The sequence below is a fragment of the Pseudoflavonifractor sp. genome, from assembly GCF_050943825.1.
GTDB lineage: Bacteria > Bacillota > Clostridia > Oscillospirales > Oscillospiraceae > Pseudoflavonifractor.
The window spans coordinates 1-22271 of record NZ_JBMNPX010000008.1; the positions used below are offsets into that span (position 1 = coordinate 1).

The 22271-nt window shown below is 60.8% G+C and carries 14 protein-coding genes, 1 tRNA gene and 1 riboswitch; of the genes, 10 read left to right on the top strand and 5 right to left on the bottom strand.

Going from position 1 to position 22271, the window contains the following annotated elements; translation table 11 throughout:
- The first annotated feature begins 380 nt into the window (after window positions 1-380).
- Genes ACOX7T_RS08540 through ACOX7T_RS08550 form a run of 3 tightly spaced genes read left to right on the top strand, consistent with a single transcriptional unit; the run spans window position 381 to window position 4602 of the window.
- Complete coding sequence (locus ACOX7T_RS08540; RefSeq protein WP_433441786.1) at window positions 381-1295, top strand: AAA family ATPase; 915 nt, start codon at window positions 381-383, stop codon at window positions 1293-1295.
- On the top strand, window positions 1295-2308 hold the full coding sequence (locus tag ACOX7T_RS08545) for a DUF58 domain-containing protein (RefSeq protein ID WP_433441788.1): 1014 nt from the start codon (window positions 1295-1297) through the stop codon (window positions 2306-2308). The genes ACOX7T_RS08540 and ACOX7T_RS08545 overlap by 1 nt, the downstream gene beginning before the upstream one ends.
- The gene (locus ACOX7T_RS08550) at window positions 2305-4602 is read left to right on the top strand and encodes a transglutaminase domain-containing protein (protein WP_433441790.1); all 2298 of its coding nucleotides are present in this window, start codon (window positions 2305-2307) and stop codon (window positions 4600-4602) included. The genes ACOX7T_RS08545 and ACOX7T_RS08550 overlap by 4 nt, the downstream gene beginning before the upstream one ends.
- Window positions 4603-4652: 50 nt before the next feature.
- Here the strand turns inward: ACOX7T_RS08550 and ACOX7T_RS08555 are convergent, their stop codons facing one another.
- Together ACOX7T_RS08555 and ACOX7T_RS08560 are read right to left on the bottom strand one after the other, a co-directional pair.
- A complete protein-coding gene (locus ACOX7T_RS08555; RefSeq protein WP_433441792.1) occupies window positions 4653-5075 on the bottom strand; it encodes a cell division protein SepF in 423 nt (140 codons plus the stop codon).
- Between the two features lie 214 nt (window positions 5076-5289).
- Window positions 5290-8175: a glycoside hydrolase family 3 C-terminal domain-containing protein gene (locus ACOX7T_RS08560; protein ID WP_433441794.1), complete on the bottom strand. Its 2886-nt coding sequence runs from the start codon at window positions 8173-8175 to the stop codon at window positions 5290-5292.
- Window positions 8176-8404: 229 nt separating this feature from the next.
- Here ACOX7T_RS08560 and ACOX7T_RS08565 point away from each other — a divergent pair, with 229 nt between their 5' ends.
- Complete coding sequence (locus ACOX7T_RS08565) at window positions 8405-9043, top strand: TetR/AcrR family transcriptional regulator (protein ID WP_433441796.1); 639 nt, start codon at window positions 8405-8407, stop codon at window positions 9041-9043.
- Window positions 9044-9300: 257 nt separating this feature from the next.
- Here ACOX7T_RS08565 and ACOX7T_RS08570 read toward each other — a convergent pair.
- Window positions 9301-9374: transfer RNA gene (locus ACOX7T_RS08570), tRNA-Gly, on the bottom strand.
- Between the two features lie 546 nt (window positions 9375-9920).
- Between ACOX7T_RS08570 and ACOX7T_RS08575 the strand changes: the two genes are divergently transcribed.
- Window positions 9921-10604 carry a TVP38/TMEM64 family protein gene (locus ACOX7T_RS08575; protein WP_433441798.1) on the top strand — a complete coding sequence of 228 codons (684 nt, stop codon included), beginning with the start codon at window positions 9921-9923 and terminating at the stop codon, window positions 10602-10604.
- Window positions 10605-10650: 46 nt separating this feature from the next.
- Here the strand turns inward: ACOX7T_RS08575 and ACOX7T_RS08580 are convergent, their stop codons facing one another.
- Window positions 10651-11502 (bottom strand): hypothetical protein, encoded by an 852-nt coding sequence (locus tag ACOX7T_RS08580; RefSeq protein WP_433441800.1) that lies wholly within the window; start codon window positions 11500-11502, stop codon window positions 10651-10653.
- Window positions 11503-11837: 335 nt separating this feature from the next.
- On the opposite strand from ACOX7T_RS08580, the gene ACOX7T_RS08585 reads away from it, so the two are divergent.
- The 3 genes from ACOX7T_RS08585 to ACOX7T_RS08595 all read left to right on the top strand — a co-directional run bounded on the left by ACOX7T_RS08585 (window position 11838) and on the right by ACOX7T_RS08595 (window position 16082).
- Complete coding sequence (locus ACOX7T_RS08585) at window positions 11838-12239, top strand: MarR family winged helix-turn-helix transcriptional regulator (RefSeq protein WP_433441802.1); 402 nt, start codon at window positions 11838-11840, stop codon at window positions 12237-12239.
- A 77-nt stretch (window positions 12240-12316) separates the two neighbouring features.
- Window positions 12317-14050, top strand: a complete 1734-nt coding sequence (locus ACOX7T_RS08590) for an ABC transporter ATP-binding protein (protein ID WP_433441804.1) — start codon at window positions 12317-12319, stop codon at window positions 14048-14050.
- Entirely contained in the window at window positions 14043-16082 is a 2040-nt protein-coding gene (locus ACOX7T_RS08595) for an ABC transporter ATP-binding protein (protein WP_433441806.1), read from the top strand. The genes ACOX7T_RS08590 and ACOX7T_RS08595 overlap by 8 nt, the downstream gene beginning before the upstream one ends.
- 253 nt (window positions 16083-16335) lie before the next feature.
- Here ACOX7T_RS08595 and ACOX7T_RS08600 read toward each other — a convergent pair whose 3' ends face one another.
- Window positions 16336-18585 (bottom strand): hydratase, encoded by a 2250-nt coding sequence (locus ACOX7T_RS08600; protein ID WP_433441808.1) that lies wholly within the window; start codon window positions 18583-18585, stop codon window positions 16336-16338.
- Between the two features lie 343 nt (window positions 18586-18928).
- Here ACOX7T_RS08600 and ACOX7T_RS08605 point away from each other — a divergent pair, with 343 nt between their 5' ends.
- Together ACOX7T_RS08605 and ACOX7T_RS08610 are read left to right on the top strand one after the other, a co-directional pair.
- Entirely contained in the window at window positions 18929-20410 is a 1482-nt protein-coding gene (locus ACOX7T_RS08605; protein WP_433441810.1) for an N-acetylmuramoyl-L-alanine amidase, read from the top strand.
- 153 nt (window positions 20411-20563) lie between these two features.
- Window positions 20564-20663: riboswitch (glycine riboswitch) on the top strand.
- 105 nt (window positions 20664-20768) lie between these two features.
- A complete protein-coding gene (locus tag ACOX7T_RS08610) occupies window positions 20769-22184 on the top strand; it encodes an alanine/glycine:cation symporter family protein (protein WP_433441958.1) in 1416 nt (471 codons plus the stop codon).
- The last annotated feature ends 87 nt before the right edge of the window (window positions 22185-22271 follow it).

Consider the following 22271-nt stretch of genomic DNA (forward strand, 5'->3'; position numbering starts at 1 on the left):
TATAGGAGCCTCCTTCGGTACAAGATGTCAGAAAAAACCAAACCGGTTTTTTTCAATAATAAAGAGCGGAGCAAAGCCCCACTCTCACCATACTACCTCTACTATCATACGCAGTATACCACGGAACAGGCTCCATTGCAAGGGCTTTCCATGTTTTTTCACCGGGTACGGACGGGTAAAAATGGACGAAAAGGAGGGCGGAATCGGGAAATGCAGCCCAGCTGCAACTTTTTTTCACCTTGATGCGATATCATCACAGGGAAAATGAACGGCGGAGGCCTCGCCAGTGTTTTCCGCGTTGACATAAATAGAAAATATCCCTAAAATAATGTCTAAAGGTGCTGTTCCATATAGCCAAAAGGAAATGAGGAGAAGAAGGTATGAACCAGGCAGTACAAATTTTGCAGGAAGTGAAAAAAGCGGTGGTGGGCAAGGACGAGGTGCTGGCCCGTGCCCTGCTGGCCATCCTGGCCCGGGGGCATATTCTGCTGGAGGATATCCCCGGCGTGGGCAAGACCACCATGGCCCTGGCCTTCTCCCGGGCGCTGTCCCTGGACTACAACCGGGTGCAGTTTACCCCCGACGTCATGCCCTCCGACATCACCGGCTTCTCATTATATAATAAGGAGACTGGGAAGATGGAGTACCAGCCCGGCGCGGCGCTGTGCAATCTGTTCCTGGCCGACGAGCTCAACCGTGCCACCAGCCGCACCCAGTCCGCTCTGCTGGAGGCCATGGAGGAGGGGCAGGTGACGGTGGACGGCGTGTCCCACCCGGTGCCCCGGCCCTTTGTTGTCATCGCCACCCAGAACCCGGCTGGCGCCGCAGGCACCCAGTTGCTGCCCGACTCCCAGATGGACCGTTTTATGGTGCGCCTGTCCATGGGCTACCCGGCCCCTGAGGCGGAGAAGGAGATGCTCCGCCGTAAGCAGGGGGGCAATCCCCTGGAGCGGGTAGAGCGGGTGGTGGACCACGGCGGTCTGCTGGACCTCCAGCGGCAGGTGGACGCCGTACATCTCTCCGAACAGGTGCTGGACTACGTGGTGGCCCTGGTGGGCGCCACCCGGGTTCACCCCATGATTGAGCAGGGGGCCAGCCCCCGGGCCTCCCTTGCCTTGGCCGCCATGGCCAAGGCAGCAGCCTTTGTCCAGAACCGGGACTACGTGCTGCCCGAGGACGTGTCCCTGGTGTTCAAGGACACCGTGGCCCACCGGCTCATCCTCTCGCCCAGAGCGGGGGAGAACGATCCGCTGGAGGATGTGCTGCGGGCGGTGGCGCCGCCCAGGGTGCAGTAATGGCCCGGTGCCGGATTGGGTACCTGCTGGCGCTGGGGGCGGCGGTACTCTTTTTCATCTGCTTTAACGGGTATTTCTCTTTTTATGTCCTGGTGCTGGCCCTGGTATTCCCCATCTTCTCCCTGCTGGTGAGCCTGCCGGGCATGCTGGGGTGTACCGTAGAGCTGGCCCTGACTGCCAGAGCAGTGCGCCGGAATGAGACGGCGGCGGCCCAGATTACTGTTGCAAGCCGCAGCCGCCTGCCGGTGGGGCGGCTGAGCGTGGAGCTGCGGTGGGACAACGCCATGAACGGACAGTCCGGCCGTATCCGTATGGGGCTGTCCGGAGCGTCCCTGGGGGCAGTGCGGCGGGAGAGCCTGCCCACTGGCCACTGCGGCATGGTCCGCTGCCGGGCGGCGCGGGTGCGGGTGTGCGATCTGCTGGGCCTGTTCGCCCTTCGGCGGCCCCTACCTCCTGCGGCTGAGCTGGCAGTGCTCCCTCTGGAGCTGCCCCCAGAGCCGGTACCGGCCCTGCTGGGGGCGGAGAAAAACCCGGTTCTGCGTCCCCGGCCCGGCGGAGGCCCCGGTGAGGACTACGACCTGCGGCCCTACCGGGCGGGAGACCCCCTGCGCTCGGTGCACTGGAAGCTCTCCACCAAGGTGGATTCCCTGGTGGTGCGGGAGACTCTGGAGCCCCGAAAGACCATCATCATCCTCAGCTTCGACCATTTCGGTACGCCGGATGAGCTGGACCGGATACAGGACCGGCTGGACGCGGTGTCCCGGGCCCTCATCGAGCGGGAGCGGCCCCACGCCGTCCGCTGGCTGGAGGAGGGGAGCGGACGGGTCAGAGAGGAGAAAGTGTCCAGCCTGACCGAGCTGCGGACCTGCCAGTGGGAGATTTTCTCCACGCCGGCTCCTGAGCGGGCCGGAGGGGCTCCGGCGGGCGGCCTGGATGGAACCGCCGGTGACAGCCTGGTCCGCCGGCTCCACATCACGGCGGAGGACGACAGGGAAGGGGAGGGAGACCGATGAAGGAAAATCTCACCCCAATCCGCCGTACTGCGGTGCTGCTGTCCGACTGCCTCATGCTCTTCCTGGGCCTGTACGGCACGGTGTTCTGTCTCATTACGGCATTCCAACTGCTGGTGGAGTACCGGACCATCACCGTCACCTGTCTAGTGTGCGCCATCTTCTTTACGGCAGTGTTTGCCCTGCCCTGGCGCTGGGCCAGAGGCGCACTCTATCCGGGCTGCGCCGTGGCGGTGGCGGTGACGGCCTGGCGCTGGCTGGATCTGCTGGAGCTGGGCGGCCTGGTGCTGGCCAGGCAGGTGGTGAATACCTTTGCCTGGGCCGTGGGCAGCAGTGTGACTCTGGATATCACCGATCTGACCGGCACCACCACGCTGTGGAGCGAGGCGGCGGCTATTACCGCCCTGTTCCTGCTGCTGACGGTGGTCCTGGCCTTCTGGATCGGATGGCTGTGGCAGCGGATGAGGTCCTTCTGGCTCACCTTCTGGGGCACCTTCCCGCTGCTGGTGCTGCCGCTGGCGGTGACGGTGACGCCCGGCTGGGTTCCTCTGCTGATGCTGCTCCTGTTCTGGGGCGTCGGTCTGCTGGTGCGGCAGGCCAACAAGCGGGATCTGCCGGGCAGCGCCAAGACCGTGCTTATGGTACTGCCGCTGTGCGCGCTGCTGCTGGCGGGGCTGGGGGCATTGCTGCCCCGGGAGGACTACGAGCAGTCCGGCTGGGCGGAGGAGGCCCGGCTGGAGATCATCGACCGTCTGGCGGCAGCCGGGCGGGGCGTGACCAACGCGGGTGCGGATCTGGGTCTGGCATCCGGCTCCGACCAGATCGACCTGAGCCAGGCCGGACCCCTGGACTTTGACGGCGGCACTGCCCTCCGGGTCCGCAGCGGTACCACGGGACATATCTATCTGCGAGGCTTCTCCTCCGCTGTCTATACCGGCGGCGGCTGGGAGCAGCTGTCCGACGAGGTGTACCGGCAGATGCGGGAGGGCTGGGAGATCCTTCTGCCAGGCATCGGCGAGGTCTATGACGAGGAGATGAGCGGGGAGCCCTTCATGGTGGAGGGCATTGGGGAGTACCAGCCCATCAACTTCCCCGCCATGGCCGATATGAGCGGCAGCGCCACCCGCATTGAGGTGGAGAATGTTGGAGCGGCCGACCGCTTTGTGTACACACCCTATCAGCTGAGCACCACCCCGGAGCGGATGAGCGGCGCGGAGTTTGTGGGGGAGGCCTATCTGGCCCGGGGCACCGGCGTGTGGACCCATATCCTCTACGCCCGTGAGACGGCCAGCCCCCTCAGAGCACGGCTCACAGGCGATGCCGCCCAGGCAGAGGAGAACTACCGGTATTTCGTCTATACGAACTACCTCCAGATTCCCGATGAACTGAGCCAGGAGATCGCTGAGCTGGTGCAGAGTATGCAGGCATGGGATGGTCAGACAACCGCTGTGGAGGTGGGGACGCCCTATAACCTGACGGTAGCCCGTTATGTGGGGTTCTATCTGGCGTCCGTCGCGGTCTACGACCCGGATACCCCCGCCCCTCCGGAGGGGACGGACTTTGTCACCCACTTCCTGGACCAGGGCAGAGGCTACTGCATGCACTTTGCCACCACCGCCACCCTGATGCTGCGGAGCATGGGCATTCCCGCACGGTATGTGTCCGGCTATGTGGCGGACACGGTGGCAGGGGAGTGGGTGGACGTGCCCGACTACAATGCCCACGCCTGGGTAGAGGTGTATCTGGAGGGATACGGCTGGCAGCCGGTGGAGGTAACACCGGGCTATGACGGTACCTTTGCCTGGGAGCGGGAGCCGGAGGACACTCCGGAGCCCACCGAGACGCCCGAGCCTACCCCCACCCCCACTCCCACGCACAGTCAGGCGCCCCGGCCCACGCAGGAGGCAGAGACGCCTGAGGTAGGGGAGAAGATGGAGCTGAGTCCCCGGCTGTGGCTGCTGGCCATCCCTGCCGGTCTGGCGCTGACGGCGGGAGGGCTGGTGCTCCGACGCCGCCTGGCGGCCCGGAAGAGGGCGCGGAGGTTCGGACAGCCTGACGCCAACCGGGCGGTGATTGAGATGTACCTCTACATTGAAAAGATAAACGCCCATACAGGCGGGACCATGGACCAGACTCTGGAGTCCCTGGCCAAGAAGGCGGCCTTCAGCGCCCACGTGCTGACGGAAGAGGAACGGGAGACGGCCCGCGCCCTGACGGATCGGATCGCCGGTGAGGCGGACCGGAGCCGCAGCAGACCGGGACGGCTGGCCTTCCGCTATATTCTGGCGCTCTATTGAGAAAAATCTCCGCCGGACACCTCAGTGTCCGGCGGAGATTTTTGTTGTATTCAGAAGCCCTGGGCGTCCTCGAAGTCCAAGTCATCCGGGTCGCGGCCGTCCACAACATCCAGCAGGTCAATCCCTGCCGGGATGAGGAGATAGGCACTGTATCCAATCTGGACAATATGGCCATCCCTGCCGTAGGCTGCGCCGCTGAGGAAATCCACAATGCGCCGGGCCGCCTCCCGGGAGGCGCTCTCCAGATTGACCGCCACCACATAACCGTCAATCAGGCTGTCGGCAATTTTGCCCGCGTCCACATACTTGCCGGGGCTGAGCACCATGATCTTGCCGGCCGCGGTATCATCCGCCGGGGAAAAGCCCTGGCTCCGGCCCGGCCTGTTTACCGGCGGGTCCTTCTCCACAGCGCCGTCCGGCGCGTCCCAGTACTCGCCCAGAATACGCTCCCGCATTCTGCTCCAGATTCCCATGCTTTTCCCTCCCCGCTGATTTTTGTATTTCATATTATAGCGCAAGTCTACCGGCTTTACAAGCTAGTTTTTCCCCCAGTACGGCGTATTTTGACTGTTTTGCGGGAAATTCCGAAAATAAGGCCTGATTTTCGCTGTCAGAAAGATCCGCCGTCCCCGGTATCCGAGGACGGCGGATCTTATGCACTGGGCGGGCGGGTCAGACGCCGGAAGTCTATCCCTCCGCCTTTTTCTTCCGCAGATAGGCTGCAATCACCAGCCCCTCCAGGGCGGCCAGCACCACAGCGGCGGCGATGTCGATTCCGATGGTCACCTTGACCCAGTCCTGCATCCCGGTCTGGGAAATGTATGTCTCATACTTCCAGCTGCTCACCACGGTATACATGATGTTCTTACAGGCTGTGCGCATGTACTGCACCGTGCTGGCGCTGGGGTTGTCGGCGTCGTGAGGCATATTGGGTCCGGCGCCGTAGGTGGACAGCATGGCGTCCATACCGTTGGCCAGGGCGGCGTCGGCGTTCATGAAGCCGTGGCCGTTGTCCCGGAAGTAGTCCGACTCCACCATACCCCGGAAGCCCCACTCGTCCCGCAGCACGGTATTCAGCAGTGCGCTGGACTCTCCGGTCCAGGTGGTGCCCAGGAAGTTCCAGGATACCATGACCGCCTTTGCGCCGAACTCCTTGACGCAGATTTCAAAGGGCCTGAGGTAGTTCTCGCGGATGGACTGTTCGTTGGCCCAGATGCAGACCATTTTATAGTTGCCGTCGTAGAGGGCGAAGTGCTTGATATAGGCGTAGACGCCCATATCAGCGGCGCCGGCCACGGCGTTGCCCGCCATGTAACCGGAGAGGACGCCGTCCTCGGAGTAGTACTCATAGTTCCGGCCGCCGAAGGCATAGCGGTGCAGGTTCATGCCGGGGGCATACCAGCCCGCCACGTCCAGCTCACGGGCCATTTTGCCCATGATGCGGCCGTATTCCCGGGCCAGGTCCTGGCTCCATGTACAGGCGATGACCGTGGAAGCCGGGAAGCCCAGGGAGCCCGCGCCGGAGAAATTGTTGTTGATGGCGGCGGGGCCGTCTGCATCGTTGGTCTGTACCTTGCCCACCGACGCCACCGCAGGGGTCTGGTAGCCGCACATGGAGGTGAGGTCCAGCATGTCCCGGACCGTCAGCTGGTCCAGCAGATCCTCCCATCTGGGGTCATCATAGTCCGCGCCCCGGAGCTGGGCCAGGGTCAGCACGTTCTGCGCACCGGTGACGGGCATCTGGTCATCAGGGTCGATGTATTTGTCGTAGTCAAAGTTGACGTTGAGCTCATAGGTGTCGATCTGCTCCTGGGACATGGAGAGACTGGCGGGAGCCGCGGTGGCCTGGGCGTAATTGGCGAAGCGGTCCGCGCGGGAGAGATAGGTCACGCTGCCGCGGACATCGTCAAACTGGTTGACCGCAGCCGTCTGATCAGATTGGCGGGGATTGTCCTGGTCGTAGACCACGGTGGAATCCACAGTACAGGCCGCGCTGTCCAGAACGGTGTGGGAGTCGGAACGGATGCTGATCTCGTAGGTTCCCTGCTCCAGCACATAGGCCCCGGCGCTGCGGTCATCATAGGAGGCCATCTCCTCCAGCGGGAAGGCCACCGTCATGGTCTGGGAGGCGCCCGGCTCCAGCAGGTCTGTCTTGCAGAAGCGGATCAGGTTGACGGTGGATTTTTCAATGCCGCCCTCGGTGTAGGGCGGGTTGTAATATACCCCTACCACATCCTTGCCCGGAGCATCGCCGGTGTTGGTGACAGTGATATCTACGGTGACCGTCTCTCCGTCCGACGCCAGCTCCATACTCCTGTCAAAGGTGGTGTAGCTCAGGCCATAGCCGAAGGGATACTGGACCACAGCGTCGTAGTCGAAGCCGGGCATGCCGATGTCATAGGCGGTCTCATAGAACTTGTAGCCCACATAGATGCCCTCGGTGTAATTGACAAAGGAAGGGGAGTATTTCTGGGGCTTGCCGCTGTTCATGCCGTCCACCGCCATGTGGGTCATATTGTCGTAGTCTGTTTTTGCGCCGTTGTTCCACCAGGGGGCCTGTGTCATGTCGTACAGAAAGGTATCCGCCAGATGGCCGGAGGGGTTGACGGCGCCGCTGAGAATATCGCCCACAGCGTTGAAACCCACGTTGCCGGCGGCTGCACACCACAGCACACCCTTGATCTGCTCATATTCCTCCACAAAGCCAAGCTCAAAGGGATTGGCACCGTTGTAGAGCACGATGACGTTGTCAAAGTTGCTGCACACCAGCTCCACCATGTCCCGCTCACTCCGGGACAGCTGGAGGTAGTGCTCACCGGGGGCAAAGTCGTCGTACTGGTCAGAGTTGTTGTCGTAGCCCACCTGGCTCACGTCCATGGGCAGGTCGTTGTGGCCTTCGCTGGCGCCCCGGGCCAGGACAATAACCGCTACATCGGAGAAGGCTCTGGCGTTTTCCATCAGCTCGTCGGGGTAGGTGTCCGCAGGGGGCTCGGGCAGGCTCCAGCTCTGCTTTTCAATGGACATCTCACCCCGGCTGGGAGTATAGGCAGTGTAAAACGCCTCCAGTTCCTCGTTAACGGAGAAACCGGCGGCCTCCAGGCCCTCCTTCAGGCTGACGGTGTCGTACAGGGCGTTGATGCCGCCGGAACCGCCGCCGCTGTACAGCGGGTCCACGGACGCCCAGCCGAACAGGTTCAGCTTGTCCACGCCGGAGAGGGGCAGCAGTCCGTCGTTCTTCAGCAGAACAAAGCCCTCTCCCGCCACCTGCTCCATAATCTCCGCGGCCTCCGCCGTGGTCTCAGGGCTGACCTGGGCCGTGGGGGTGAACGCCAGGCTGATCAGGTTATGCATGGGACCCAGACAGATGAGGTTGGCGATAATCGCCCCGGACAGGACCATGGCGATGATCGCACTCCAACGGATCAGAAATCTGCCCGGTTTGCTTACCCGTCTGGTCACAGCCATGGAGATGATGACAACCACACCTGCGGCCATGAGGACGCCCAGCGCGATCAGATAGTTCCGGCAGGTATTCAGAACGCCGATAACGTCTTCCATATTGATGTTGAGCATCGTATTTCCTCCTTCACATGTTCCCGGCGGATGGGGGCACTTGAGCTTTGCACAGAGAGACACATTTTCTGACAGTATAAATTTTTCTTGACTACCTGTCTGGAAAAAACTATACTACGTGCAGGGGCACGGAGCAACGACACTTTAGAGAAAAGAAGCCGTTTTTTGACACATTTTTAAAAGTGTATAGAACTTTTTCAGGCAATACCTTGGAAAGGAAGTGCAGCATATGCCGGCTCAATCCACCCCGGCGAGAAAGACTGACCGCCGGACCATTTACACCAGAAACACCGTAAAGGACGCGCTGCTGGAGCTGCTGGAGCAGCAGCCCTTTGAGAAGATCACCGTGGCAGCGCTCTGCCGTCAGGCTGAAATCACCCGGGCCACCTTTTATCTCCATTTTCAGGATATCAACGCGGTGCTGGATGAGCTGCTGGACGAGGCGCTGATGGTAGCCAGGGCAGCCTCCAGGGATATGAGCATTGAGGCCCGGATGGAGCAGCTGGAGGACATTGCCCGCAGCGGCGATACTGCGCGGCTGCGGGAGAACGAGCGCCTTCTGGGGCCCTGCCAGCGGGTGGCGGACGATCCAAAATACCGGGCCATCTTTCAGGATGCCACCCTGTCCAACTATGTTATCCACCGGATCTACACCATGGAGCGGGACCAGATGGTGCCCTATCTTGTCCGTCAATGCCATCTGAGCCATGATGAGGCGGATAAGCTGTTCATGCTCATTGTCTACGGCTTGTTTTATGTCAATCGCTCTCTGAAGTGGAACAAGGATGAAAATTGGTATCAGATGCAGATGACAGTCAACCGCTTTACATTCGGCGGCTACGAGGCGCTGAGACGGGGAAAGAGCTGAGAAAAGATGATAGCACCGCCCGGAGCGGAGAAAATCCAGCACTCCGGGCGGTGTTATGTTGTCATAAAGCGGAAATACATGAATGGATAATATGGAAAAAGCGGCAGGTTCCATCTGGAACCTGCCGCTTTGTTGATTCAGCAGATATCTGAGCTGCCACGACAAAAAAAGATGGAGCAAGCACCATATGCCCCGAGCATTTTAATTTCCCACGGTATCCATAAAAATAACCACACCAAAAGGTGTGGTTATTTTTATGGAGCAGGTGAAGGGAATCGAACCCTCGTGTTCAGCTTGGGAAGCTGACGTTCTGCCATTGAACTACACCTGCATCTAAAATTGACTTTGCTAGTATAGCACACCCGCCGTCAAATAGCAAGGAAATTTTTCCGACACAAAAATACACAGTTTGTTTACAATTTATTTATCGATTTTGTACAAATGTCCCTTGTTTTTTGACCTTGACGGTCCTATAATAAAACCATCAAATTCCAGAAAGGAGGCTGTATCCATGTGGTGGAGTGACATCCAGAGCACGGATGTCGATGAATTGATTTTTGGCGGCGATGAACAGGTTATCGTCAGCGATCGATAAACTCGACAATACCTACCATGCAATGCAGAAGCTCCACACCCGTTTGCGGTGTGGCTTTTTGTTTACGTAAGGCGGCTTCCGGCCAAGGCCGGAAACCGCCTGTTTTTTACCTGAGGGCATGCAAGGATAAGGGATTTTCCTCTGTCCCGGCCGCATTTTTAAGTAATCTTAAATATTTTTATATGGCATCTTATGCCTGCCTGTGGTAGCCTTATGACAATGCCTGCCGGACAAAATACCTGAGTGTGTCCGACAGGCAACGCAAGACAAGGGGCTTGGCATATGAAAAAAAGAAATCAAAAATGGATTGCCACGCTGATTTTCACAGTTCTGGCGCTGGGCGGCATTCTGCTGTTTCTCTGGAACACAGGCTTTTTTGCCGCGGCAGATTCACTGGACGGAATTCAGGACTATATCGCCCGCTTTTCGCCCTACTCACATCTGGTCTTTTTCCTGGTTCAGCTGGCCACGGTGGTCGTTGCGCCTATCCCCAGCAATATCACTGCTGCGGGCGGCGCGCTGCTCTTCGGCATGTGGCCTGCCTTCCTGCTCACAGCGGGCGCAGTGGTTGTGGGCTCCATTGTCGTGTTCTGGCTGGCCAGGGTGCTGGGTCAGTCCTTTGCGGGACGCTTTGTCAGCCAAAAGATCTCCGATAAGTATCTGGACCTGATCCGCCGCAAGCGGGATGTATTTCTGGTGCTGGTGTTTCTCTTTCCCTTTTTCCCCGACGATCTTATCTGTATTCTGGCAGGTTTGACCGACATCGGATTTCTCCGCTTTCTGGTCATCGTGCTCTTCACCAGACCCTGGGGCCTGCTGGTGGCGTCAGCGGTGGGCAGCTCGGTTATCTCCATTCCGTTCTGGGCCATGGCCCTCATCGGACTGACCGGTCTGGCCCTGTTCCTGGTCCTGATGAAGTACGGCGACGTGTGGGAGGCCCGCCTGCTGGAAAAATTCAAACAATAAACAGAGGACGGGAGGACGCGCCGTGTTTGGCGCATCCTCCCGTTTTTTATGCTCCGCCGGGCGTGTCCTCCAGTGTGCACCGGTATCCGGCATACGGATCCAGGTGGTCAAAGAGCAGCCGCTCTCCCTCCCAGAGCTGGTACCGGACCGGGACGTGGTTTCCCGGGTACGCAGGCTCCAGAGAGAGACGAAGGGGGCCCTGGCGTATGAGAGTTCCTTCTGCCGTCCATCGATCCACTACCGCCCCGCGGTAGGAGGCCAGGCGATATTCATGCCCGCCATAGAGCACTGCACACAGGCAGTTGACCCGGGGTCCGGCCAGTGTGGGCAGACGCTCCACAGAAACCAGAAGGCTGTTGCTCCGCTCCTCCCGCCAGATGCTCTGACTCCAGAGGGAGGCGGCGGGCAGGGCAGTACCCCGGACAGTCTCAATAAAGCCGGTGCCGCCGGTGAAGTCAATGCGCCGCCCGTTGAGCATGAGAACCCCTTCCAGACGATGGCCCATGCTGATCACACCCCGCCGGACAGGGAGAAGTGTCAGTGCGCCCAGCGGCCCCATCAGTTCGGATTTAAGAGGGGTAAAGGGCCCGTAGCGCAGCTCACCGCAGAGGGTCATGTCCCGTGTACGCAGGTCCAGCCACACACCCTTCCGGTTGAAGAGACTGCCCTGCACCCAGATCTGAAACAGCCCCTCGGAGGCCTGCAGGCTCCCACCGGGACAGGACACATTCCATATGCCGTCCCGGGACTCCACCCGGATGACCGCCGAGGTATTTCCCGCCTTGTCAATCCGCAGCACAGGGAATATGGACAGCACCTCACCGGTGGGCGCCTGATGCCGGAGCTGCCAGCCTTCAAAATAGGGCCCCCGTTTTCCGGCCCCATAGAAATATTTCACCCTTCATCACCTGGTTCTCTGATCTCCCCGCCGCCCATCGGACGGGGCGTGTCAATCTCCGCTTTGTTACATGTTAGCACGTCGTCACGGCGATTGCAATCACCCCGGGACGGAAAAGATCGGCCCGAGAGATTTGTAGCCTCCGCCTTATTATATTTTGAATTTATGTCTATTTTTTAACCTTCTTCCAGCGCTTTTTTTATAAAAAAATAAATTCGCAATTCACCTATTGACATCTTTTTTTTATGTCACTATAATATGTTAGCAATCTAACTAAAGTGAGGAGGTCGTTTGCTATACAACGCCAAAATTCCGTCGGCTTTCTCATCCGAAGCATGTCCAATCTGCTCCGGCGGAAGATGATGGAGCTGGCCCCGCCCCCTGAGGATCGGCACGGTATCACGGAGACGGAAGGACTTATTATGGGCTTTCTCTGTGACCACCCGGACCGGGAGCTCTACCAGAGGGACGTGGAGGAAGTATTCTGCATCCGGCGGTCTACGGCCTCCCGCTTTCTCCAGAACCTGGAGCGGGACGGTATGCTCATCCGACAGAGCGTTCCCCAGGATGCACGGCTGAAGAAGCTGGTTCCAACAGAAAAAGCCCTGGCCATCCACGCGGAAATTGCGGAAAAAGCGCAGATTGCCGAGGCGATTATGACCGCCGGTCTCACGGCGGAAGAGCTGGAGCAGTTCATTGCCACGGCGCGGAAAATTCAGCACAACCTTTTAAAGTAGCGCTGGAGAGGTTTATATTGCCCCCAATCTGTTAGGTTCCTTACATCTTATCATTCCAACTGCAAAGGAGCGATTTCATGATCAAACGTCTGAGCGCCTGTATTCAGGAATACAAGCGGGACACCATTCTGACCCCAATCTTTGTTATTTTTGAGGTCGCCTTTGATGTTCTGATTCCCATGATGATGGCCGAACTCATCGATAAGGGCATTGAGGCCGGAAGCATGGAGAACATCGTGCGGTACGGCGTGCTGCTGGTGGTGATGGCCGTGGTGGCGCTGATGTTCGGCGCACTGTCCGGCCGGTTTGCCGCAAAGGCCGCCACCGGCTTCTCCCGCAATCTGCGCCGGGAGATGTATCACAACGTGCAGGAGTTCTCCTTCTCCAACATTGACAAGTTCTCCACCGGCGGCATCATCACCCGTCTGACCACCGACGTAACCAACGTGCAGATGGCCTTCATGATGATCATCCGTATCGCCGTGCGCTGCCCCATTATGCTCATCTGCGCCTGGGGCCTCACCTTTACCATCAACCCCAAGCTGGCCCTCATCTTCCTGGTGGTCATTCCCATCCTGGCTCTGGGCCTGTACCTCATCATGACCAATGCCCACCCTATCTTCGAGCGGGTCTTCAAGAAGTATGACTGGCTCAACAACGTGGTGCAGGAGAACCTGCTGGGCATCCGGGTGGTCAAGTCCTTTGTCCGGGAGGACCATGAGCGCGCCAAGTTCGGCAATGTCTCCAACGAGATTTTTACCGATTTCACCAAGGCTGAAAAGCTCATCGCCTTCAACATGCCCCTGATGCAGCTGTGTGTGTACGGCTGCATGCTGACTGTGTCCTGGGTGGGCGCTCACCTGGTGGTGGGCGGTGAGATCACCACCGGCAACCTGACCAGCATGTTCAGCTACATCATGATGATCCTCATGAGCCTGATGATGTGCTCCATGGTTCTGGTGCAGATCATCCTGGCCCGCGCCTCCGCCGAGCGTATCTATGAGCTGCTTACCGAAGAGAGTGACCTGAAGAACCCCGCTAACCCTGTCACCGAGGTGAAGGACGGCTCCGTGGTCTTTGAGAACGTGGGCTTCAGCTACGCCAACGACCCCTCCAAGGAGTGCCTGAAGGATGTGAACCTGACTGTCAAGTCGGGCGAGACTGTGGGCATCCTGGGCGGCACCGGCACCTCCAAGACCACCCTGGTCCAGCTCATCCCCCGGCTGTACGACGCCACCGAGGGCCGGGTGCTGGTGGGCGGCGTGGACGTCCGGGACTACGACATGGAGGTCCTGCGGGAACAGGTGGCCATGGTGCTCCAGAAGAACGTGCTCTTCTCCGGCAGCATCAAGGAAAACCTGCGCTGGGGCGACGCCGACGCCACTGATGAGGAGATGGTCCGCATGTGCCGTCTGGCCCAGGCCGATCCCTTCATCCAGGAGTTCCCCGACAAGTACAACACCCACATCGAGCAGGGCGGCTCCAACGTGTCCGGCGGCCAGAAGCAGCGGCTGTGCATCGCCCGCGCTCTGCTGAAGCGGCCCAAGATCCTTATCCTGGACGACTCCACCTCCGCCGTGGACACCAAGACCGACGCCCTCATCCGCCAGGCCTTCCGGTCCGAGATCCCCGACACCACCAAGTTCATCATTGCCCAGCGCATCTCCTCCATTGAGGATGCGGACAAGATTCTGGTGATGGAGGGCGGCAGGATCAGCGCCATGGGCACCCATGAGGAGCTGCTCCGGAACTGCCCGGTATACCGCGAAATCTACGATTCCCAGACGAAGGGAGGAAGCGACGATGAATAAGAGACCCCAGCCCTTTAACCGGCGCCACACCGCCAGCCGGATCCTCAGCTATGTGTTCGATGGCTACAAGTTCCGCTTCTTCCTGGTGCTGCTGTGTATTCTCGTCAGCGCCATCGCCTCCGTGGGTGCCTCCCTCTTTCTCCAGGCCCTCATTGACGACTACATCGCCCCCCTGCTGGCCATGGACGTCCCGGACTACACCGCCCTTCTCCAGGCGCTGCTGATGATGGCCTGTCTGTACGTCACCGGCGCCCTGTGCACCCTGGCCTATAACCGGATTATGGTGTCCATCTCCCAGGGCGTGCAGAAGACCATCCGCGACGACCTGTTCAGCCACATGCAGACCCTGCCCATCAAGTACTTCGACACCCACGCCCACGGCGACGTGATGAGCGTGTACACCAACGACGTGGACACCCTCCGTCAGATGCTCTCCCAGAGCATCCCCCAGATGTTCAACTCGGTGGTCATGATCGTCGTCACCTTCTTCGCCATGCTGTTCAAGAATGTGTGGCTCACCATCGTGGTGCTGCTGTGCGTGTGCTGCATGCTGGTGGTGACCCGCTACATTGCCGGCCGCAGCGCCAAGTACTTCATCCGCCAGCAGGTCAAGCTGGGCGACCTGAACGGCTACGTCGAGGAGATGATCAACGGCCAGAAGGTCATCAAGGTCTTCTGCCACGAGCAGGAGGCGCAGAAGGGCTTTGACGAGGTCAACGACGCCCTGTGCGAGAGCGCCTACCAGGCCAACAAGTACGCCAACATCCTCATGCCCATCATGATCAACATCGGCAACATCCAGTATGTGATCGTGGCCATGGTTGGCGGCCTGATGGCCCTTGGCGGCATCGGCGGCGGCATCACCCTGGGCGTCATCGCCGCCTTCCTCCAGTTGTCCAAGAGCTTCAGCAACCCCATCAGCCAGATCTCCCAGCAGCTCAACTCCGTAATTATGGGTCTGGCCGGCGCCCAGCGTATCTTCGACCTGATGGACGAGGCCCCCGAGGAGGACCACGGCGTGGTCACCCTGGTGAACGTGTCCTACGACAAGTCGGGCAGCCAGCTGGAGGAGAGCGAGAAGCGGACCAACCTCTGGGCCTGGAAGGTGCCCCACGGTGTGGGCGCCGTTATGGTGCCGGTACGCACCCGAGAGGACGGAAGCCTCAAGGAGCTGAAAAAGCCGGAGACGGGCTCCGCCTGGGCCTGGAAATACCCCGAGACGGAGAACGGTCCCTCCTACCGTATCATTCAGGGTCCCGTGCGCAACGTGGAGGGGGAGAATTACTACCTGATCAAGCTCTCCGGCGATGTGCGCTTCGACGGCGTGGACTTTGCCTATGAGGAGGGCAAGACCATCCTCCACGACATTACCCTCTTCGCCAAACCCGGCCAGAAGCTGGCCTTCGTGGGCGCCACCGGCGCGGGCAAGACCACCATTACCAACCTGATCAACCGGTTCTACGACATTGCCGACGGCAAGATCCGCTACGACGGCATTTCCATCAACAACATCCGCAAGAGCGACCTGCGCCGCTCCCTGGGCATCGTGCTCCAGGACACCAACCTGTTCACCGGCACGGTCCGGGAGAACATCCGCTACGGCAACCTGGACGCCACCGACGAGGAGGTGGAGGCCGCCGCTGTTCTGGCCAATGCCGACGACTTCATCCGCCGCCTGCCCCAGGGTTACGACACCATGCTCACCGGCAACGGTGCCAACCTGTCCCAGGGTCAGCGGCAGCTGCTGGCCATTGCCCGTGCCGCCGTGGCCGATCCCCCGGTGATGATTCTGGATGAGGCGACCTCCTCCATCGACACCCACACCGAGGCACTGGTTCAGCGGGGCATGGACAGCCTGATGAGCGGACGGACCGTGTTCGTCATCGCCCACCGGCTCTCCACCGTCCGCAACTCCGACGCCATCATGGTGCTGGACCACGGCCGCATCATCGAGCGGGGCAGCCACGACGACCTGATTGCCCAGCACGGCGTGTACTACCAGCTCTATACCGGCGCATTCGAGCTGGAGTAAAGCAATTTATAAAACAAGACAAAGAGAGGACCGGCCCTCAGGGCCGGTCCTCTCTTTGTTGTATTATCTTGCGTAGCAGTTAATCAGGCAGCCAGCCAGCACGATATCCCGCACGCCCCGCAGGACAGGTCCAGCGGGGACCCCCGGGCGAGATTGGAACTGCGCGGGCGGAGTGAATCCGCCCGGCATCAAGGTTTTGCCTGGGGCAAAACGCTTGGGACGCCGCAGGGGCGGCGGAGAGGCGCGGGATATCTTACTTGGCGTAGTAGTTGATGAGGCAGCCGGCCAGCACGATATCCCGCTCCTCACGGGTCATGCCGGGCAGGCGGAGCGTGACGGTGTGCTCCTGGCCGTTCTGGATGAGGGTGGCCTCCACGGTCTCCTCCATGGACTCCAGCACCTTCCGGATGCCGGGCAGCCACAGCTTGTCCCCGGGCTGGACGTTCCAGTCCTTCAAGCCGTCGGCCACAAAGGGCAGCATGCCCCAGTTGACCACGTTGGAGCGGTAGCGCTTGGTGGCGTACTCAGCGGCCAGATTGGCGCAGCCGCCCAGCACACGCTGGCAGGAGGCGGCCTGCTCGCGGGCGGAGCCGTCGCCGGGCTTGAGGGCCATGACGAAGGTGCCCAGACCGGTGGTGCGGCCGTCCTTGCCGCCCAGGGCCTCCACGACAGCGGCGTCCTGCGGGTTCTTCCGCCGCAGCAGCTCCACCTCCTGGACCGCCTTGGCACGGGGCACATACTGGGGGTCCTTGCGGCTCAGGGCGAACTGGGAGAGCTTGATGGGGTTGGAGCGGTAGGAGGAGGTCTCGCCGGAGGGGATGAGCTCGTCGGTGGTGGTCACCGGGTCGTAGATGGCGGCGGCGGCGGTGAGGAGCAGGTTCTCAGGCATGGGGATCTGCTCGGGCCAGTCGGCGATGTTGGGGCCAAAGACCAGCTCGGTCTCGGGCTGGGGATGGCCCACGCCGAAGTACACACGGGCCTTGTAGGCGGAGTCATCGTAGTGATAGGGCTCGCTGGCGGTGTCGGCGGGCACGTCGGGCAGCTCGGTGGCGGCGGTGAGTACGCCGCCGTTGAGGGCGGTGGCCGCGATGGAGCGGGCGTCCATCAGTGCCACATAGGCCACCTGACCGTCGGCGGGCTTGGAGCCCTCGCGGTTGGGGAAGTTGCGGGTGGAGTGGCGGATGGAGAAGGCGCCGTTGGCGGGCACATCGCCCGCGCCGAAGCAGGGACCGCAGAAGCAGGAGCGGATGGACGCACCGGCGGCCATCAGGTCGGCGATATAGCCCTGCTTGGTCAGCTCCAGGTTGATGGGCATGGAGCCGGGGTAGCAGGAGAGCCAGAAGGCGTCGGAACCGATGGTGTGACCCTTGAGGATCTGGGCAGCCCGGACCAGGTTCTGATAGGTGCCGCCGGAGCAGCCGGCGATGACGCCCTGGTCCACGTGGAACTGGCCGTCTTTGATCTTCTTGGTGAGGGAGGGGGCGCCGTTCTTCAGCTCCAGCTGACGCACCGCATCCTCCTCCACCTGGTGGAGCAGGTCAGCCATGTTGGCCTTGAACTCCTTGATGGTGAAGGCGTTGGAGGGGTGGAAGGGCAGGGCGATCATGGGCTCCACGGCGGACAGGTCCACCTCGATGACGCCGTCGTACCAGGCACCGTCAGCGGGGGCCTGAGCCTGATAGGTGTCGCCGCGGCCCAGCACGGCCAGGTGCTCCTTCACGGTGTCGTCGGTGCTCCACACGGAGGACAGGCAGGCGGTCTCGGTGGTCATCACGTCGATGCCGGAGCGGTAGTCCATGGACAGATTCTTCACGCCGGGGCCGAAGAACTCCATCACCGCGTTCTTCACCGCGCCGATCTTGAAGGTGGCGCCGATGAGGGCCAGGGCCACGTCCTGGGGACCCACGCCGGGGCGGGGCGCGCCGGTGAGGTGGATGGCGATGACCTTGGGGTAGGCGATGTCGTAGGTCTTGCACAGCAGCTGGCGGGCCAACTCGGGGCCGCCCTCGCCGATGGCCATGCAGCCGTAAGCGCCGTAGCGGGTGTGGGAGTCGGAGCCCAGCACCATACGGCCGGGGGCGGCGTACCGCTCCCGCATGTAGGAGTGGATGACGGCCTGGTGGGCGGGGACGAACTCGCCGCCGTACTTCTTGGCAGCGGACAGGCCGAACACGTGGTCGTCCTCGTTGATGGTGCCGCCCACGGCGCACAGGGAGTTGTGGCAGTTGGTGAGCACGTAGGGGAGGGGGAACTCCTTCATGCCCGAGGCACGGGCGGTCTGGATGATGCCCACGTAGGTGATATCATGGGAGGCCATGGCGTCGAATTTCAGCTTCAGGTCGGCCATGTTGGCGGCGGTGTTGTGGGCCTTGAGGATGTTGTAGGCCATGGTGCCGGACTTGGCCAGCTGGGGCGCGGGCAAACCCGCGGCCATACCCTCGGCCTCGGGGAGGAAGCCGCCGTCCCGATAGTAGACGCCGGAGAGAGTCAGTTTGATGCTCATGGACGTACCTCCAATATCTTGTGGATTTGAGAACTTCGCATGTGTACGAAACAGAGTCAAAGACCTGCAGCGGGACGTATGCCCGCCGGTTCAATAAATATTATCATACCAAAGCGGCGGGAAAAGTGCAAGCGGCAGGGGTGGGAAAATGCAGATTTCCCCAGATGTCCTGCAGGACACATAAAAAATTGTAAAAATTTATGTTAACCTTTTTGAGCCAAATCCATTGACGGACAGAGGGGGATTCGGTAGAATAATGAGGAGTGTTTGTCGCGGAACGGGCCTTTGGAAAAGGCACCAGCCACCCGTGCCATTGGTTTACAAAAGATTAAAGGAGTTCCCCATGAGACAGACAAAGAGAGTGGCCGCATTTCTGCTGATGCTGGCCCTGCTGGTGACTTTCCTGCCGGTACAGGCGGCGGGGCCCAACGGGCTGCTGAATATTGAGGTACATAACGAGACCACGGGACGCTACGAGCCCCAGCAGGCGGAGAAGGTGAACATAAGCCTGGACGGGACGGTCATCGACCTGACGGGAGACGTGCCCGGTCTGGCATTGGGCGGGCGTACCATGGTGCCCATCCGCACGGTGGCCGAGGCGCTGGGTGCCACGGTGCTGTGGCCCCAGGGCAGCAATCAGGTGATTCTCCGTAAGGGGACGGACACCATCGTCCTCACCCTGGGTTCGGCCAGCGCGGTGGTCAACGGCAAGGTAGAGCCTCTGCCCGACGGCGTGCCCGCCTGCGTGGTGAAGTGCCAGGGGGTGGAGCGTACCATGGTGCCCCTGCGGTTTGTATCCGAGCAGCTGGGGGCCCAGGTGGACTGGGACCAGGAGACCTTTACCGCTATCATCATCAGCGGCGAAGATGACGGCGCCTATATTACCCGTATCCAGCCCGACTACGACCGGCAGACCGTGTTCATCGAGATGGACCGGAAGCTGGAGTACCGGATTACCGACGGGGGCAGCAAGGTGACGCTGGACATCCTGGGCGCGGAGCTCTCAGCGGGCTTTCCCGGCGCCATCGCGGTGGACAACGACTTCATTGAAACCGTCCGCTATGCCCAGTATGGCTCCACCCTGTACGAGGGCTATGACCATGTGGTCCGTGTGGAGCTGGCCCTGGCCGACGGCGTCACGCTGGAAAAGAATCTGACGGTGGAGCAGCAGGAGGACGGCATCCTCATCACGGCCTTCCGGCCGGAGGAGGAGGCGCCGGAGCTTCCGGAGACGCCGGAGGAGCCCACCGACCCGGTAAACCCGTCCAATCCCATCGACCCCTCCCGCCGGACCGTGGTCATTGACCCGGGCCACGGCGGCACCAGCAGCGGCGCGGTGTATGAGGGTATTCTGGAGAAGGATCTGACCCTGCCCATCTCCCTGAAGCTGGAGGCACTGCTGAAGAAGGTGGGGTACAATGTGGTCATGACCCGCTCCACCGATGTCTACGTGGGCCTCTACGAGCGGGCGGACATCGCCAACAGCGTGGACGCGGATATCTTTGTCTCCATCCACGCCAACGCCTTTGACGACCCCTCGGTCAACGGCCTTATCACCTACTATCATCCCTCCAGCGGGCGGGGCAAGCGGCTGGCCCAGGCCATCCAGACCCCGGCCTGCCAGACAACCGGCGCCAAGGACCGGGGCGTGGCCTCGGCAGACTTTGTGGTCCTGCGTGAGACCGACATGTGCGCCGTGCTGGTGGAAACCGGCTTCATGACCAACCACGACGAGCTGATGAAGCTCAATGACGACGCGTATCAGGACAAGCTGGCCCAGGGTATTGCCCAGGGAATTATCAACTACCTGAACACGCTGGGCTGAGCGGGGAGCTGGAAAATACTTGACAATGTCCGCTGTCGGCGGTATAATGTCCATCACAATCGAACAGGACAATTGAAGCGCCCAGGAAAAAGCCGTTGGCTTGTCGAAGGAGTAACACTCTCAGGCGTTCCGGAGGGAACAGAGACTGTGCGTGGATGTCACTCTGGAGAAGCTCACGAACTGGGTGCCGAAGGGGCAAAGCGGTGCGGGACAGCGCCGCCAATCTCTCAGGCAAAAGGACAGAGGATAAACAATGGCGGCGGGGCCGGAAGGTCCGGCCGGAGGCAGTGTTTTTCTTTTCAGGCCGTGGGTAGACCCACGGCCTGTTTTTTCGAAGAAGAGGAGAGAAAACACTATGATGGAAACACTGCAAGCGTTGGAAGCCTGGCTCTACCCCATTGTCTGCAAAATTAACGTCACGCTTTCCAGTTACATTCTGGTCTTTCTGTTGATTGGCGTGGGACTGTGGTACTCCATCCGTACCCGCTTTATTCAGGTCCGCTGCTTTGGCGAGGGCATGCGGAAGGTGTTCGGCAATCTGTCCCTGCGGGGCGGCCGGCATGAGCGGGGCATGAGCTCCTTCCAGGCGCTGGCCACCGCCATTGCGGCCCAGGTGGGCACGGGCAATATCGTGGGCGCCTCCGGCGCCATCCTCACCGGCGGCCCGGGCGCCATCTTCTGGATGTGGGTCATCGCTTTCTTCGGCATGGCCACCATCTACGCCGAGGCCACCTTGGCCATTGAGACCCGTGTGACGGACGAGCAGGGCCACTTCCACGGCGGCCCGGTGTATTACATCACCACCGCCCTCAAGGGCGCTTTCGGCAAATTCCTGGCCGGCTTCTTCGCCGTGGCCATCATCCTGGCCCTGGGCTTCATGGGCTGTATGGTTCAGTCCAACTCCATCGGATCCACCTTCCAGACTGCCTTCCATGTGCCCTCCTGGGTGGTGGGAATTGCGCTGGTGATCATCTGCGCCGTCATCTTCCTGGGCGGCATGAACCGCCTGGCCGCGGTAACCGAGAAGCTGGTGCCGGTGATGGCCGTGATTTTCCTGGTGGGCGGCCTTGCCGTGCTGGTGGCACGGTACCGTTACCTGCTGGAGACCTTCGGCATGATCTTCCGCTACGCCTTCCAGCCCCAGGCCATCATCGGCGGCGGCTTCGGCTACGCCATCAAGACCGCCATCAGCCAGGGCGCCAAGCGCGGCCTGTTCTCCAATGAGGCGGGCATGGGCTCCACGCCCCACGCCCACGCCCAGGCAAACGTGCAGAACCCCCACGACCAGGGCGTGGTGGCCATGGTTGGCGTGTTTATCGACACCTTCGTGGTGCTCACCCTCAACGCGCTGGTGATCATCTCCACCCTGTACACCAGCGACGGCATCCTCTATACCGGCACCATCCCTGAGGGGATCAGCAATACCAATCTGGCCCAGACTGCCTTCGGCACTGTGTTCGGCACAGAGGGCGGCGCCATCTTTGTGGCGGTGTGCCTGTTCTTCTTTGCCTTCTCCACGGTGCTGAGCTGGAATATGTTCGGCAAAATCAACGTCATCTATCTCTTCGGCAAGAAGGCGGCTCCGGTGTACGCGGTAGTGGCCCTGCTGTTCATCTTCCTGGGTACCCTTATGTCCAATACCCTGGTGTGGGAGCTGACCGACATGTTCAATAACCTGATGGTCATCCCCAACGCCATCGCCCTCTTTGCGCTGACCGGCACAGTGGTCAAGATTGCCAAGGGCAGAGGCTCCCGGCTGTCCGCAGAAAAATAACCTATATTAGAACAGAAAGCGGGACAGCGGCATAGTGCCGCTGTCCCGCTTCTGCTATGTCCGTGGATGGCGTCTGATATCCCGGCG

Bases quoted from the DNA above. Each gene is read 5' to 3' on its own strand.
- ACOX7T_RS08550 (WP_433441790.1), top strand. From the start codon at position 2,305: ATGAAGGAAAATCTCACCCCAATCCGCCGTACTGCGGTGCTGCTGTCC.
- ACOX7T_RS08575 (WP_433441798.1), top strand. From the start codon at position 9,921: ATGAAAAAAAGAAATCAAAAATGGATTGCCACGCTGATTTTCACAGTT.
- ACOX7T_RS08590 (WP_433441804.1), top strand. From the start codon at position 12,317: ATGATCAAACGTCTGAGCGCCTGTATTCAGGAATACAAGCGGGACACC.
- ACOX7T_RS08585 (WP_433441802.1), top strand. From the start codon at position 11,838: ATGTCCAATCTGCTCCGGCGGAAGATGATGGAGCTGGCCCCGCCCCCT.
- ACOX7T_RS08545 (WP_433441788.1), top strand. From the start codon at position 1,295: ATGGCCCGGTGCCGGATTGGGTACCTGCTGGCGCTGGGGGCGGCGGTA.
- ACOX7T_RS08605 (WP_433441810.1), top strand. From the start codon at position 18,929: ATGAGACAGACAAAGAGAGTGGCCGCATTTCTGCTGATGCTGGCCCTG.
- ACOX7T_RS08555 (WP_433441792.1), bottom strand. From the start codon at position 5,075: ATGGGAATCTGGAGCAGAATGCGGGAGCGTATTCTGGGCGAGTACTGG.
- ACOX7T_RS08595 (WP_433441806.1), top strand. From the start codon at position 14,043: ATGAATAAGAGACCCCAGCCCTTTAACCGGCGCCACACCGCCAGCCGG.
- ACOX7T_RS08560 (WP_433441794.1), bottom strand. From the start codon at position 8,175: ATGCTCAACATCAATATGGAAGACGTTATCGGCGTTCTGAATACCTGC.
- ACOX7T_RS08540 (WP_433441786.1), top strand. From the start codon at position 381: ATGAACCAGGCAGTACAAATTTTGCAGGAAGTGAAAAAAGCGGTGGTG.
- ACOX7T_RS08565 (WP_433441796.1), top strand. From the start codon at position 8,405: ATGCCGGCTCAATCCACCCCGGCGAGAAAGACTGACCGCCGGACCATT.
- ACOX7T_RS08610 (WP_433441958.1), top strand. From the start codon at position 20,769: ATGGAAACACTGCAAGCGTTGGAAGCCTGGCTCTACCCCATTGTCTGC.
- ACOX7T_RS08600 (WP_433441808.1), bottom strand. From the start codon at position 18,585: ATGAGCATCAAACTGACTCTCTCCGGCGTCTACTATCGGGACGGCGGC.